Raw genomic sequence first — 12,440 nt, forward strand, 5'->3', positions numbered from 1 at the left:
CGGGTAATCAGTTCACTCGGTGGGAGCTGGCAGAGCCAGCGATGAGGCTAAATAGACCTGTCCTCGATTAAAGCTTCGGCATCTGCCCGATCCGTCCCATCATCTCCGTGACGATCTGCAGGTCCAGCATGAACTGCTCGACGGTCTTGAACTCGTTGTCGTTGTGGCCGGTGTATTTGACGTCTGGCATGGCCAGCCCGAACTGCACGCCATTGGGCAGTTCATGCACCGAAGTGGCGCCGGCGGAGGTGCCGAACTTGTGTTCCAGGCCCAGGTTCTCACTGGCGACCGCCAACAAGGCCTTGACCCACTCACCCTCGGGGTTGCGGTACATCGGTTCGGCGATCGAGGTGTCCAGGGCGAGGTTGATCCCGGACTGCTTGCTCCAGGCCGCGAGCTTGTCGTCGATTTCCTTCTTGAGCACTTCAGGCGACTTGCCGACCGGCACGCGCAGGTTGACCGCCAGTTTGAAGGCCTTGTCGTCCATGCCCACGTAGGTCAGCGAGGTGGTCAACGGGCCCATGAAGTCATCGGCAAAGCCGATGCCCAGTTTGCCCCCCAGGTAGTCCAGCCCCCAGTTGTCGGCCGCGTAGCGGGCGGCGTCGGTGATGGCGTTGTGCTTGAGGGCGACCTTACCGTCCAGGCTGTTGATCAGCGCCAGCATTCGCGCTACCGGATTGACGCCCGATTCTGGTTCCGAAGAGTGGGCCGACACCCCCGTGACGGTCAGTTGCACATCCTTGCCGGCGACCTTGGCGCTGACGCCAAAGTTGCCGCCGTTGGCCTTGGCGTAGTCTGCACCGGCCTGTTGCAGGCTGGCGGCCAGTTCGGCAGGTGTGTCGGTGACAAAGGTGGCGACCGAGGTCGAGGGGATCTGGTTGGTCGCCAGGCCACCGGTCAACCCGGTGATTTGCGCGCCGTTGCCTTCGGCCTTGCGAAGCGGGAAGCTGGCCATCACGGTGCCGTAGCCTTTCTCGGCGATCACCACCGGATAGCCGCCGTCCAGTGCCAGGTTGTAGGTGGGGATGGGGTTGTGCTCGAAGTAGTAAGGGATGGCGTCGCCGGTGGTTTCCTCGGTGGTGTCGACCAGCAGCTTGAAGTCCCTGGCCAGTGGCAGTTTTTCTTCCTTGATGATTTTCATGGCGTAGAGCGCGACCACGATGCCGTTCTTGTCATCCTCCGTACCACGGCCGTACATGCGGTCGCCGACCAGGGTGACCTTGAACGGATCGAGCCGGGTGCCGTCCTGCAGCACCCAGTTCTCCGGGGTGACCGGGACGACGTCAGCATGGGCGTGGATGCCCACCACTTCATCGCTGCTGCCGTCGAGCGAGATCTCGTAGACGCGGTTGTCGACGTTGCGGAATTTCAGGTCGAAAGCCTGGGCCAGGCCCTTGATCTTGTCGGCAATCTTGATGAACTCGGGGTTCTCGTGCTGGGCGACACCCTCGACGCGGAAGGTCGGGATGGCCACCAGCTCGCGCAGGGTTTCGCTGGCGGCAGCGCCATATTTCACCCGGGCATAGAGGCCGAGCAAGCGATGGATTTCGTTTTGCTGATCCGCCGACAGGGGCTTGTTGGCCAGGAAGGCTGTGATGCTCGCGCCGAGGTTGTCGGCTTTGCCCAGGTCGCTCTTGGCAAGTCCGGTGAGGAACTGCCTGAAGTCCTTCACTTGCGTGTTGCCGAAGGTCTTGAGGATCGCCGCGCTCTGTTGCGGGGTGATGTTGGCCTGGGCCTGGCAAGTAAACGCGGTGAGGCTGGCCAGCATCAGGGTGGTGGCCAGGTGTTTGAGTGATAAGTCCATTGCTGGGGGCATTCCTTTGCAGGGGGTGGCTAGGGGGTGGCTGCTGCAATCAGCAGACCGTCGTGCAAACTAACACCCCCGGCAAGTGCGCGTGGAGCCCCGGAATGGGACCTGTCGCACAGTAATGCAAAAGTGACGCAGAAACGAAAAAGCACCGCGACCGGACGCGGCTACACCTGTGGGAGCGGCGATGCGGCGACCCGACTTGCCCCGCGATAGCCCTCAGACCCTGAACCGCGCCACCAGCGCCGTCAGCTCCCCGGCCAGCCCCGACAACGCCTGGCTGGCCTGGCGGGTCTGTTGCGCACCGGCCGCCGAGCGGGTCGAGAGTTCGCGGATGTTGAGCAGGTTGCGGTCCACTTCCCGCGCCACCTGGGCCTGTTGTTCGGCAGCGCTGGCGATCACCAGGTTGCGTTCGTTGATTTCGCCAATGGCGGTGTAGATGCCCTCGAGCATCTGCCCCGAGGCCTGGGTGATGTCCAGGGCCGAGCGGGCGCGCTGGGTGCTGGCCTGCATCGAGGCCACAGCGGCTTCGGTGCCGAGCTGCACGGCATTGATCATCTGCTCGATTTCCTGGGTCGATTGCCGGGTGCGGTAGGCCAGGGTGCGTACTTCGTCGGCAACCACGGCAAAGCCGCGTCCGGCCTCGCCGGCACGGGCGGCTTCGATGGCGGCGTTGAGGGCCAGCAGGTTGGTCTGTTCCGACACCGAGCGAATCACTTCCAGCACCTGGCCGATGTCGCGTACCTGGCCGGCCAGTTGTTGCAAGTGCTCGCTGCTGGTCTGCACTTCGCGGGTCATCGCCCGGGTGCCGTCGAGGTTCTCGCCGACCTGCTGGCGACTTTGCTCGGCCAGCTGGTTGGACGCGGTGGCCGCGTGTGAGGTGGACACGGCATTGCGCGCCACGTCTTCCACCGCCGTGGTCATTTCGGTGACGGCGGTGGCGGCCTGCTCCAGCTCCTGGTCCTGCTGGCGCAGGCCGTTGGCACTTTGTTCGGTGACGTTGTCGAGGGTTTGCGCAGCGCGGGCCAGCTGGCTGGCGCAGCCGCTGATCTGTCCCAGGGTGTCGCGCTGGCTGTGCTGCATGCGCTGCAGTTCGCTGAACAGCTGGCCGATCTCGTTGCTGCTGTGCACCTTCACCGGCACGCTGAGATCGCCCCCGGCGATGCGCTGGAAGTGCTGGCCGGCTTCGCGCAATGGGCGCAGTACGCGCTGGGCGATGAAGCGCCAGCACAGGACGGCCAGCAGCAGGGTGACCACGCCCAGTAGGGCGCTAAGCACCTGGGCCTGGCCCAGGCGGCGGTCGGATTCGAGCATGATCTGCTGGCTGCGCTCGCTCAGCGCCGCTACCAGTTGCTGACGCAGCGCCTGCATGCGGGCCATGGCCTTGCCGGCCTCGGTGTTGGCGATGAAAAAGCGCTGCAGGTCGTTGCCCCGGGTCGCTTCGCGCTGCCCGGCGACGGCGTTGGCGTAGGTGGCGAAGGTGCCTTGCAGGTCCACGGCCAGGGCCTTGAGCGCCGGGTCCTGGGCATTGGCGACGAGCTCGTCGAGCAGGGTACGGCTGTTGCCGATCAGTTGTTCGGACAGCGCCAGGCGCTTGTCGGTGCTGTCCTGGTGGCCGCCGGTCTGTTCGATGAAGCCGGAGGAGACGTTGGCGCTGGCGCGGATCGCCATCAGCAGGGCGTTGTTCAGCCGGTCCGACTGGTGTGCGGTCTGGTCCAGCTCGGTGATCTGCAGGTCGCTACCCACCGCCGCACGCCAGGCGCTGACGGTGGAGAACAACAGGGTCAGGCTGAACAGCGACAGCACCCAGAACATCCCGGTGCGGATTTTCAGGTCGGCGAACATGCAGGCGGTACTCCTTCAATTGTTATTAGCGCCACCCTGTGCCGAAGGATCGGCGGTGGGTGGTCTGCTATCGGAGTGGCCGCAGGCGGACTTGAGGGCGGAAATCCGCTTGTGTTCGATTACCGCACGTTGTTTGTTTCAGCGGCCTGCGTGCTGTCGGTCTGAACTGTTGCGCCAACAATTCGCGGCACTGTAGCGCTCGTCCGGCCGATCAGGGCGCTACCCTTGGATGCTCTGCCAGGAGGCCTTGCGATGCTCGATCTGCACACACTGATGATCTTTTGCGGCGCAGTCACGCTGTTGCTGCTCTCGCCCGGGCCGAACATGGCCTTTGTCATCAGCCATGGCGTGTCCATGGGCTGGCGCGGCGGGTTGGCGGCAGCGCTGGGGATCAGCCTGGCCGACCTGATCCTGACCGCGATGACCGCTACCGGTGTCACCGCACTGATTGCCGCCTGGCCACCTTCGTTCGACATCATCCGCTACTGCGGCGCGGTCTATCTGTTGTGGATGGCGTTCAAGCTGTTGCTGCCACGTCGCCCGGACAGCGCCCAGGGGGCGCGTGAGACTTCAGCGGCTGCGGTGTTTGTTGCCGCGACCTTGAACAGTTTGCTCAATCCCAAGGCGCTGTTGTTCTTTATCGTGTTCCTGCCGCAGTTCGTGGTGCCGGGTAACGACGTCGCCTGGCAGTTGTTGCTGCTGGGGTTGCTGCTGAGTGTCATTGCCCTGGTGTTTCATGTGCTGCTGGGCTGTTTTGCCGGGCTGGTCAGCCGGCGCTTTGCGGGGAAAGGGCGCATGGCCCGGTTGCAGCCGCGGCTGCTGGCCAGTGTGTTGGCCTTGCTGGCGCTGCGGTTGCTGGTGATGTCGCGGCCGGCTTGATTGCGTTTGCGAGCGCTTCGCGCTCGATCGCAGCCTGGCGGCAGCGGCTACAGGGGGTGTAGCCGCTGCCGAGGGACGAGGCTGCGATCGACTGCGCAGCAGTCGCAGGCCCTCAGTGTGCTCCGGCTGCCTTGTTCAGGTCACTCTCCGCCCACTGGGTATACACGCAGGCATCGGCCACCGCCCAGCGTACCTTGACGCTGTCGCCCGGCTGCATCGGCATGCCCGCCGCCGACAGGGCCTTGACCGTCATGGCCGTGCCGCCTGTGGTCACCACGCTGCAGGTCTGGCTTTCGCCCAGGAACAGCACTTCGCCAACCCGCGCCGTGACCTGGTTCCAGCCCGCCGGCAGGGGCTGCTGGATGGCCTGTTCGGCGCTCAGGGCCACGGCTTTTTCCGGACGCACCATCAGCAGTGCATCCTGGCCCTCGCTCAGCCCCGGGGTCAGGCGCATGGCCACCGGCTGGCCTTCGAAGCTGGCCGCGCCGTTGCCGTGGGCCTTGATGCGCAGGAAGTTGGAGTTGCCCAGGAACGAGGCGACGAAGGCATTCGGCGGGTTCTGGTACAGATCGTAGCCGGTGCCCAGACCGACGATCTTGCCGTGGCTGAAGATGGCGATGCGCTGGGACAGGCGCATGGCTTCTTCCTGGTCGTGGGTGACGTAGACGATGGTGATGCCCAGGCGCCGGTGCAGCTGGCGCAGTTCGTCCTGCAGGTCTTCGCGCAGTTTCTTGTCCAGCGCGCCGAGGGGTTCGTCCATCAGCAGGATGCGCGGCTCGTACACCAGCGCCCGGGCGATGGCCACGCGTTGTTGCTGACCACCGGAGAGCTGCGCCGGACGGCGGTGGGCGAAGCTGTCCAGTTGCACCAGCTTGAGCATGGCGTCCACCTGCTTGTCACGCTCGGCGGTGCTGCGCTTGCGGATGGCCAGGGGGAAGGCGATGTTGTCGCGCACCGACAGGTGCGGGAACAGCGAATAGCGCTGGAACACCATGCCGATGTCGCGTTTGTGGGGCGGTACATTGACCAGCGACTGGCCGCTGACCAGGATCTCGCCGCTGCTGGGTGTTTCGAAGCCGGCGAGCATCGACAGGGTGGTGCTCTTGCCCGAGCCGCTGGAGCCCAGGAAGGTCAGGAACTCGCCGTCCTGGATGTCCAGGTTGATGTTGTCCACGGCGGCAAAATCACCGTAGTGCTTGTTCAGGTTGCGCAGGCTGACCAGGGGCTGGGTGTGCTGGGGCGTGTTGAGGACTGCACTCATTTCTTGTTCTCCAGGCGCTCAAGCGCTGACTTCGTTGCGCCGGCGCAGGGCAGCGGCGATGACCATGACCAGCAGCGACAACCCGATCAGCAGCGTCGAGGCGACGGCGATCACCGGGGTCAGGTCCTGGCGCAGGGTGGTCCACATTTTTACCGGCAGGGTCTGCAGGGTCGGGCTGGCCATCATCACGCTCAGCACCACCTCGTCCCAGGACACCAGGAAGGCGAACAGGGCGCCGGCGATCATTCCCGGACGAATTGCCGGGAAGGTCACCTTGACGATGGCCTGCAGGCGCGAGGCGCCGCAGATCACCGCGGCATCCTCGATCGACTGGTCGAACAGCTTGAGCGAGTTGATGATCGAGATGATGGTGAAGGGCAGGGCGACGATCACGTGGCTGACCACGAAGGAAAACAGCGTGCCGGTGTAACCGAGCTTGAGAAACAGCGCGTACACCGCCACGGCGATGATCACCAGCGGCACGATCATCGGCAGGGTGAACAGGCCGTAGAGCATCTCCCGGCCGGGGAAGCGTCCGCGCACCAGGGCAAAGGCGGTGGGCAGGCCCAGGGCCACGGCGCAGACCGTGGTCAGCACCGCCACCTTGAGGCTGGCCAGGGCGGCGTCCATCCACTCGGCGTTGGAGAAGAACTGCGCGTACCATTTCAGCGTCCAGCCCGGTGGCGGGAACACCAGCCACTGCGAGGAGCCGAACGACAACAGGACGATGAACACGATCGGCAGCAGCAGAAACAGCGCGATCAGGCCGGTGGTGGCGAACAGGCCGTAGCGCAGGCGCCGGCCCATGGCGTTGGGCGTCAGGAGCATCTTGGCTTACCTCGCGTTGCTGCTGCCCACCGGCGATTCCGGTTGCAGCTTCAGGTAGAAGTAGAACAGCACCAGGGTGATGGCGATCAGCAACGCGGCGGCGGCACTGGCCAGGCCCCAGTTGAGGAACGACTGCACCTGCTGGACGATGAATTCAGGCAGCATCATGTTCTGCGCGCCGCCGAGCAGTGCCGGGGTCACGTAGTAGCCCAGGGACATGACGAACACCATCAAGGCCCCGGAGAACAGCCCCGAGCGGCACAGCGGCAGGAACACCTTGAAGAAGTTGGTCCAGGGGCTGGCACCGCAGATCGAACCGGCCTGCAGCACCATCGGGTCGATGGCCTGCATGGTCGCCTGCAGCGGCAGGACGATGAACGGGATCATGATGTAGCTCATGCCGATCACCACGCCGGTGAGGTTGTGCACCATCTCCAGCGGCGCATCGATGATGCCCATCGCCATCAGCGCCTTGTTGATCACCCCGGAGGCCTGCAGCAGCACCAGCCAGGAGTAGGTGCGCGCCAGCAGGCTGGTCCACATCGACAACAGCACGATGTTCAGCAGCCAGCGGCCCCAGCCGCGGGGCACCAGGGTGATCGCCCAGGCCAGCGGGAAGCCCAGTAGCACGCTGATCAGGGTCACAAGGCCGGCCACGGAGAAGGTGTTGAACAGCACCCGGGCATAGGCCGAGTTGGCGAACAGTTGCTCGTAGTTGCCAAGGCCCGGTACCGGTTCCAGCACCCCGCGCAGCAGCAGGCCGATCAGCGGGGCGAAGAAAAACAGGCCGAGGAACAGCAGGGCCGGCAGCAGGTTACGGCTGCCGCGCCAGCGCTGGCGCAGGGGCGGTGTCTGCTTCATCGCGGCTCCCTTGGCGCCGGCACCGGGGGCGCCGGACGGGGTCTGCAAGGCATTGATCGCGACTTTCATTTGACCAGCCACTCATTCCAGCGGGTGGCGATGGCCGGGCCGTTCTTGGCCCAGTAGGCAAAGTCCAGGGTGACCTGATCCTGAGCGTAGGCGGTCGGCAGGTTCGGCGCGAGGTCGGCCTTGAGCTGGCCGATGCTGTCGAGGTTGACCGGGGCGTAGGCGGTGAGGTTGGCGAACTCGGCCTGGCCCTCGGCGCTGCTGGCTTGGGCCAGGAACTTCATGGCCGCGTCCTTGTTCTTGGCGCCCTTGGGTATGACGAGAAAATCGGCCATGACCAGGTTCTGCTTCCAGCTCACGCCCACGGGGGCGCCGTCCTGCTGCAGGGCATAGACCCGGCCGTTCCAGAACTGGCCCATGCTCGCTTCGCCGGAGGCCAGCAATTGCTGGGATTGCGCGCCGCCCCCCCACCAGACGATGTCTTTCTTGATGGTGTCGAGTTTCTTGAAGGCGCGGTCCAGGTCCAGTGGGTAGAGCTTGTCGGCGGGCACGCCGTCGGCCAGCAGAGCCAGCTCCAGCACGCCGGGGCTCGGCCATTTGTACAGCGCGCGCTTGCCGGGATAGGTCTTGGTGTCGAACAGCGCGCTCCAGTCCTGGGGCTTGTTGGCGCCGAGTTTGCCTTCGTTGAAACCGAGGACGAAGGAGAAGAAGAACGAGCCCACACCGTGGTCGGAGACGAAACGCGGGTCGATGCGATCACGCTTGATGGTGTTGAAGTCCAGCGGCTCGAGCAGGCCTTCGGCGGCGGCGCGCAGGGCGAAGTCGGCCTCGACGTCCACCACATCCCACTGCACGTTGCCGCTTTCGACCATGGCCTTGAGCTTGCCGTAGTCGGTGGGGCCGTCCTGGACCACTTTGATCTTGCTGGTGTCACTGAAGGGCTCGGCCCAGGCTTGCTTCTGCGCATCCTGGGTGGTGCCGCCCCAGCTGACGAAACTCAGGCTGTCGGCGGCAAGGCCAACCTGGCAGGTCAATGTCAGCAAGCCGGCGGCCAGCACTGTGCTTGCGCGTTTGGTGAACAGCATAGGTACGCCCTCGTTTCTTGTGTTTATCGGCGGGCTGTCGTTGCCCGCCTTGTAGTGGGGAGCATCAGTTCAAGCGTGGTTGTGGCTGGCGGATCTGTCAGGAGCCGTTCAGCAGGTTTTTAGGTCTACGGGATATCATATTATGGTATTCCAAACTTTTGGCAAGTATCCGCAAGCTACCGGCTATCACCCGGCGCTGGCGTTCAGGCAGGCAGGCGCGGGCCAGAGCCTTCGCTGGCCAGTGTCTATAGTGAAGTAATCTTTCGAAGCGGAGCCCGGCCATGGAGCTGATCAGTCGAGAACCCTGGTGGCGCGAGCCGCCCAAGCCCGGCCAGCGGGAGGAGGACCTGCATTGGGGGTACCTTGAGATCTACAAGGATGGCCATGCGGTGTTTGTCGACCAGCGACCCAGTGACCGGGAACTGGCCGAGCGCAAGAGTTGCCGTCATTTTCCCAAGGCCGAGGAGTAATCCGTAGCCGCTGCCGACAGGTCGGGCACCACGGTTTGCGCCACTTTGCCAAGACAAAGTGGCCCGCCGTGAGGGCGCAAAGGTGAGTTCGCGTCACCATCGCGAACGGATCAGCTCGCAAGACGCCAGACCAAAGCGCTGGCACTGAAGACGGTGAGCATATCCATTCCCTGCAGCGGCCCCGCCGGCTGGTTTCGCCTTTACGGCGACCCACTTTTGAAGGCAAAAGTGGGCAAAACCCGTGTCCCTGCATCCGGCCCTTCGCTTCGCTGCGGGTACCCTCGCTACACCCTTGCTCCCGCGGGGGCGCGCCGAAGGGCCGTCCCTGGCCCTACGGCGCTCGCCGGCCATCCATGGCCGTCGCCCCACTGCGCAAGGGTTCCACTCGGCCTCCTGAAGGGACGATCGATGGCGCCTGGAATATCGCGGGCTTAGAAGCAAGAGCAAAAGCAGAGCGAAGCTCGGGTTCGGCTTTCCGATTTCGCCTTTGCCTTTGCCTTTGCCTTTGCTTTTGCTGTTTGTACATCGCCAGCCCAGACGACACGGTTCGTCCCTTCAGGAGGCTGAGTGGAGGTATTGCGTAGCCGGGTGCAGGCCATGGATGGCCTGCAAGCACCGCAGGGCCATGGATGGCCCTTCGGTGCGTCCCGGCGGGAGCAATGCCGGAGGGAAGGGACCCGCAGCGAAGCGTAGGGCGGATGCAGGGACGCACGGTTTGCGCCACTTTGCCATGACAAAGTGGCCCGCCGTAAGGGCGGAAGGGGCCAGCAGCGTCACTGCATCAAATGGATCAGCTCGCAAGACGCCAGGCCAAAGCATTGGCCCTGAGGCGCTAGATTAAACAATCAGCGGCGCGCAACCGCATGCTGCACACACTGCTCATAGTAGGTTTGCTTGATGGCCGCAGGCTTGAGGCGTGACTGGCTGTTGTAGGTCTGCTCGGTGATACCCATGGCGGTCATGCGCATCCACGGCTTGGGAAATTTGCGCACCTGGAGCTTCTTGCGCGCCGAGTACAGGGTCGTACCCGAGAGCTTCGATTGCTGCGCGCCAGCGGCGATGTCCGACCCCCAACTACACATATAACGATCATTCTCACCCAAGGCCCTGGCCTGTGCAGCCAGGGAGAAGGTAGCAAGAAAAAGCGTTGCAAGGGTCAGTCCATAAGCCCGCATAGTGTCAACCTAAGCTGTTGAAAGGAAAGCGAGTTTGCCTATGAAGGAAAGGGCGGGGGGCCAGCAGTTTGCCTTTTTTGCGAAGGGCCACCGCCCGCAGCACGGCGCCAGTGGTTGCACAGTGAAGTGATGACTGGACACTATTCGCAATAACGCTCTTTTGCATGTTTCGGGTGTGTCCGTGTCTGCCGTCGAGCCAACCTTCCAGCGTGCGCTTCACCAACTGTACAGCGAGCACCATGGCTGGCTCTTCAGCTGGTTGCGGCGCAGTACCACCGCCCGCCGGCTGATCATCGACAAGGCCTGCCGCCAGCACATCGAGGACGCCTATACTACCGAACACGTGAGGTATTGAGCGCCACGGCGGCAGCGACCAGCGCCTTGAAGGCGTGCTCATCGAGCTCGTCGCCTTCATGAAGGTCGATGGCGCGGCGCGTGTTGCCATCAAGGCTGGCGTTGAACAGGCCGGTAGGGTCTGGTAGCGCGGCGCCTTTGGCGAAGGTCAGTTTGACGGCGAGTTTGTAGGTTTCGCCAGTGCAGAGAATGCCCCCATGGGCCCAGACCGGGACGCCGCGCCATTTCCATTCTTCGACCACCTGCGGGTCGGCCTGGTGAATGAGCGCGCGGGCCCGGGCCAGGGTTGCACCGCGCCAGTCGTCCAGTTCGCGGATGCGCTCGTCGATCAATGCGGTGGCGTTGGCTTGCTCGTCCATGGCAATCGTCCTCGGTTGGATGTGTAGGAGCGGGCTTGCCCCGCGATACGATGTGGCTGATGGCGCGTAATCGCGGGGCAAGCCCGCTCCTACATGCTGTGGTTACCAGACACCGGGAACCAGCCTCCAGCGCACCCGTCGGGCATACCCGGCGTAGCCGGGCAGCTCGGCCTGCAACAACCGGTCTTCCCAGGCGGTACGCACGACCAGCAGCGCCGCAGCCAGTGCCGCCGGCAGCAGAGCCCAGAGTGAACCCAGGGCCAGGCCCATGCCAAAGAATAGCCAGAGCGCAGCAACGTACCCGGGATGGCGAACGTAGCGATATGGCCCGTTGTCGATCACCCGTTGATGACGCTCCGACTGAATGCGCACCCCCGGCTCGAAAAACGGATTGACAGCCTGTGCCCAGGCCGCCAACGCAATACCCGCCAGCACCCCGACATAACCTGGCAACACCACCCAGGCGGGGAGGGCCGTCTCCCGCCAGCGTCCGGCATCCAGCGCCGCCACGGGCAAGACCGCTGTCATGGCTGGCAGCAGGAGCGCCAGCAGGGCCTTGTCCCAGGCCTGGGTGCCTGGCTGGATACGGCTGCGGGCACGGTAGATCACCGGGTTGACCCGAGCCAGCACCAGTGCCGACACGCCGAAGCCTGCCACCAACACGGCCACAAATATCCAGCCGGGCCGCCAGCCCAGGCTGCCGGCCGGCAGGAAGATCAGCAGCACAAGCGCAAGCGGCAAACCGATCGCATAGGCGATGGCGGTGCGCCGCGACATCGGCTCGGGGTCTCGCGCAGGCTCGTTGGTGTACATGGGGCACCTGCAGTGCAATGGTTGTTGGCATTGACCAGCGGTTCTGTAAACAATAGCGCCCGCCAGCTATACGCTATTGCCCTTTGACCGAGACCTCCATGCTTTCGATCCCCGATTTTTGCTTGCCACACCCATTAGCAGGGGAGGCGCAGCCATGAGCGACCTGACCGTCGAACTGCTGCAAACCGGCCCCGAGCAGGCCGAGCTGATCCGCAACCTGTACCAGTTCTATGCCTACGAGTCCTCGGACTGGGAGCAGGAGGATGTGGAAGTGGATGGCCGTTTCTATATCCACGAGGAGCATCTGCAGCGCTACTGGCAGGAGCCCCAGTGGAGCGCCAACCTGATCCTGGTCGACGGCTTCATCGCCGGCTTCCTGCTGGTCGAGCGCAGCGAGCTGCCCTCACTCGATGCCCTGGAGCTGGCCGACCTGTTCATCCTCAAGCGTTACCGGCGCAAGGGTATCGGTCGGGCACTGGCCACCCAGGTACTGTCCAGCGGCGCGAATGACTGGCTGGTGCGTTTCTACAACCAGGACGAAACCGCCCAGGCCTTCTGGCGGACGGTGCTGGACAACCTGCCTCGGCCGGTAAGGGCGATCGAGCTGGACGATGAGCCTGAGTTGCTGAGCTTCCTGGTGACGCGGGCGCTGCATTGAGTCGACCGGAGGGTTAGTTCGGCACTGAGTCTTCGACGA

General features: G+C 64.1%; 12 protein-coding genes and 1 pseudogene. 4 read left to right on the forward strand and 9 right to left on the reverse strand.

From position 1 onward, the window contains the following. Positions 1–67: 67 nt before the first annotated feature. Positions 68–1,804, reverse strand: coding sequence for a dipeptidase (locus tag ACIQUS_RS15430; RefSeq protein WP_403048199.1), 1,737 nt, complete (start codon positions 1,802–1,804; stop codon positions 68–70). Between the two features lie 222 nt (positions 1,805–2,026). Next, the gene (locus ACIQUS_RS15435; RefSeq protein WP_403048200.1) at positions 2,027–3,652 is read right to left on the reverse strand and encodes a methyl-accepting chemotaxis protein; all 1,626 of its coding nucleotides are present in this window, start codon (positions 3,650–3,652) and stop codon (positions 2,027–2,029) included. Between the two features lie 252 nt (positions 3,653–3,904). On the opposite strand from ACIQUS_RS15435, the gene ACIQUS_RS15440 reads away from it, so the two are divergent. Further along, complete coding sequence (locus ACIQUS_RS15440) at positions 3,905–4,531, forward strand: LysE family translocator (protein WP_403048201.1); 627 nt, start codon at positions 3,905–3,907, stop codon at positions 4,529–4,531. Between the two features lie 112 nt (positions 4,532–4,643). Here the strand turns inward: ACIQUS_RS15440 and ACIQUS_RS15445 are convergent, their stop codons facing one another. From ACIQUS_RS15445 to ACIQUS_RS15460, 4 genes are read right to left on the reverse strand one after another with little or no spacing between them, the layout of a single operon-like run. Continuing rightward, a complete protein-coding gene (locus ACIQUS_RS15445) occupies positions 4,644–5,792 on the reverse strand; it encodes an ABC transporter ATP-binding protein (protein ID WP_403048202.1) in 1,149 nt (382 codons plus the stop codon). Between the two features lie 18 nt (positions 5,793–5,810). After that, positions 5,811–6,620, reverse strand: a complete 810-nt coding sequence (locus tag ACIQUS_RS15450; protein WP_403048203.1) for an ABC transporter permease — start codon at positions 6,618–6,620, stop codon at positions 5,811–5,813. 6 nt (positions 6,621–6,626) lie between these two features. Further along, on the reverse strand, positions 6,627–7,550 hold the full coding sequence (locus ACIQUS_RS15455; protein WP_403048204.1) for an ABC transporter permease: 924 nt from the start codon (positions 7,548–7,550) through the stop codon (positions 6,627–6,629). After that, positions 7,547–8,572 carry an ABC transporter substrate-binding protein gene (locus ACIQUS_RS15460; protein ID WP_403048205.1) on the reverse strand — a complete coding sequence of 342 codons (1,026 nt, stop codon included), beginning with the start codon at positions 8,570–8,572 and terminating at the stop codon, positions 7,547–7,549. The genes ACIQUS_RS15455 and ACIQUS_RS15460 overlap by 4 nt, the downstream gene beginning before the upstream one ends. A gap of 281 nt (positions 8,573–8,853) precedes the next feature. Between ACIQUS_RS15460 and ACIQUS_RS15465 the strand changes: the two genes are divergently transcribed. After that, positions 8,854–9,042, forward strand: a complete 189-nt coding sequence (locus tag ACIQUS_RS15465) for a hypothetical protein (protein ID WP_403048206.1) — start codon at positions 8,854–8,856, stop codon at positions 9,040–9,042. A gap of 845 nt (positions 9,043–9,887) precedes the next feature. On the opposite strand, the gene ACIQUS_RS15470 is transcribed toward ACIQUS_RS15465, so the two are convergent. Continuing rightward, entirely contained in the window at positions 9,888–10,217 is a 330-nt protein-coding gene (locus ACIQUS_RS15470) for a hypothetical protein (RefSeq protein WP_403048207.1), read from the reverse strand. Between the two features lie 181 nt (positions 10,218–10,398). On the opposite strand from ACIQUS_RS15470, the pseudogene ACIQUS_RS15475 reads away from it, so the two are divergent. After that, positions 10,399–10,557 (forward strand): annotated as a pseudogene (locus tag ACIQUS_RS15475) (RNA polymerase subunit sigma); the annotation flags it as partial. Here the strand turns inward: ACIQUS_RS15475 and ACIQUS_RS15480 are convergent. Together ACIQUS_RS15480 and ACIQUS_RS15485 are read right to left on the reverse strand one after the other, a co-directional pair. Next, on the reverse strand, positions 10,550–10,930 hold the full coding sequence (locus tag ACIQUS_RS15480; RefSeq protein ID WP_403048208.1) for a DUF1801 domain-containing protein: 381 nt from the start codon (positions 10,928–10,930) through the stop codon (positions 10,550–10,552). The pseudogene ACIQUS_RS15475 and the gene ACIQUS_RS15480 overlap by 8 nt on opposite strands. Positions 10,931–11,032: 102 nt before the next feature. Next, positions 11,033–11,743 (reverse strand): methyltransferase family protein, encoded by a 711-nt coding sequence (locus tag ACIQUS_RS15485; RefSeq protein ID WP_403048209.1) that lies wholly within the window; start codon positions 11,741–11,743, stop codon positions 11,033–11,035. A gap of 154 nt (positions 11,744–11,897) precedes the next feature. On the opposite strand from ACIQUS_RS15485, the gene ACIQUS_RS15490 reads away from it, so the two are divergent. Further along, complete coding sequence (locus tag ACIQUS_RS15490) at positions 11,898–12,401, forward strand: GNAT family N-acetyltransferase (protein ID WP_403048210.1); 504 nt, start codon at positions 11,898–11,900, stop codon at positions 12,399–12,401. Positions 12,402–12,440 lie beyond the last annotated feature (39 nt).

Source organism: Pseudomonas sp. NPDC090755, assembly GCF_044769005.1.
Taxonomy (GTDB): domain Bacteria; phylum Pseudomonadota; class Gammaproteobacteria; order Pseudomonadales; family Pseudomonadaceae; genus Aquipseudomonas.

What these genes read in the sequence shown, in the direction of transcription:
- ACIQUS_RS15430 (WP_403048199.1), bottom strand. Translation starts at nt 1,804, where the DNA reads ATGGACTTATCACTCAAACACCTGGCCACCACCCTGATGCTGGCCAGC.
- ACIQUS_RS15435 (WP_403048200.1), bottom strand. Translation starts at nt 3,652, where the DNA reads ATGTTCGCCGACCTGAAAATCCGCACCGGGATGTTCTGGGTGCTGTCG.
- ACIQUS_RS15440 (WP_403048201.1), top strand. Translation starts at nt 3,905, where the DNA reads ATGCTCGATCTGCACACACTGATGATCTTTTGCGGCGCAGTCACGCTG.
- ACIQUS_RS15445 (WP_403048202.1), bottom strand. Translation starts at nt 5,792, where the DNA reads ATGAGTGCAGTCCTCAACACGCCCCAGCACACCCAGCCCCTGGTCAGC.
- ACIQUS_RS15450 (WP_403048203.1), bottom strand. Translation starts at nt 6,620, where the DNA reads ATGCTCCTGACGCCCAACGCCATGGGCCGGCGCCTGCGCTACGGCCTG.
- ACIQUS_RS15455 (WP_403048204.1), bottom strand. Translation starts at nt 7,550, where the DNA reads ATGAAAGTCGCGATCAATGCCTTGCAGACCCCGTCCGGCGCCCCCGGT.
- ACIQUS_RS15460 (WP_403048205.1), bottom strand. Translation starts at nt 8,572, where the DNA reads ATGCTGTTCACCAAACGCGCAAGCACAGTGCTGGCCGCCGGCTTGCTG.
- ACIQUS_RS15465 (WP_403048206.1), top strand. Translation starts at nt 8,854, where the DNA reads ATGGAGCTGATCAGTCGAGAACCCTGGTGGCGCGAGCCGCCCAAGCCC.
- ACIQUS_RS15470 (WP_403048207.1), bottom strand. Translation starts at nt 10,217, where the DNA reads ATGCGGGCTTATGGACTGACCCTTGCAACGCTTTTTCTTGCTACCTTC.
- ACIQUS_RS15480 (WP_403048208.1), bottom strand. Translation starts at nt 10,930, where the DNA reads ATGGACGAGCAAGCCAACGCCACCGCATTGATCGACGAGCGCATCCGC.
- ACIQUS_RS15485 (WP_403048209.1), bottom strand. Translation starts at nt 11,743, where the DNA reads ATGTACACCAACGAGCCTGCGCGAGACCCCGAGCCGATGTCGCGGCGC.
- ACIQUS_RS15490 (WP_403048210.1), top strand. Translation starts at nt 11,898, where the DNA reads ATGAGCGACCTGACCGTCGAACTGCTGCAAACCGGCCCCGAGCAGGCC.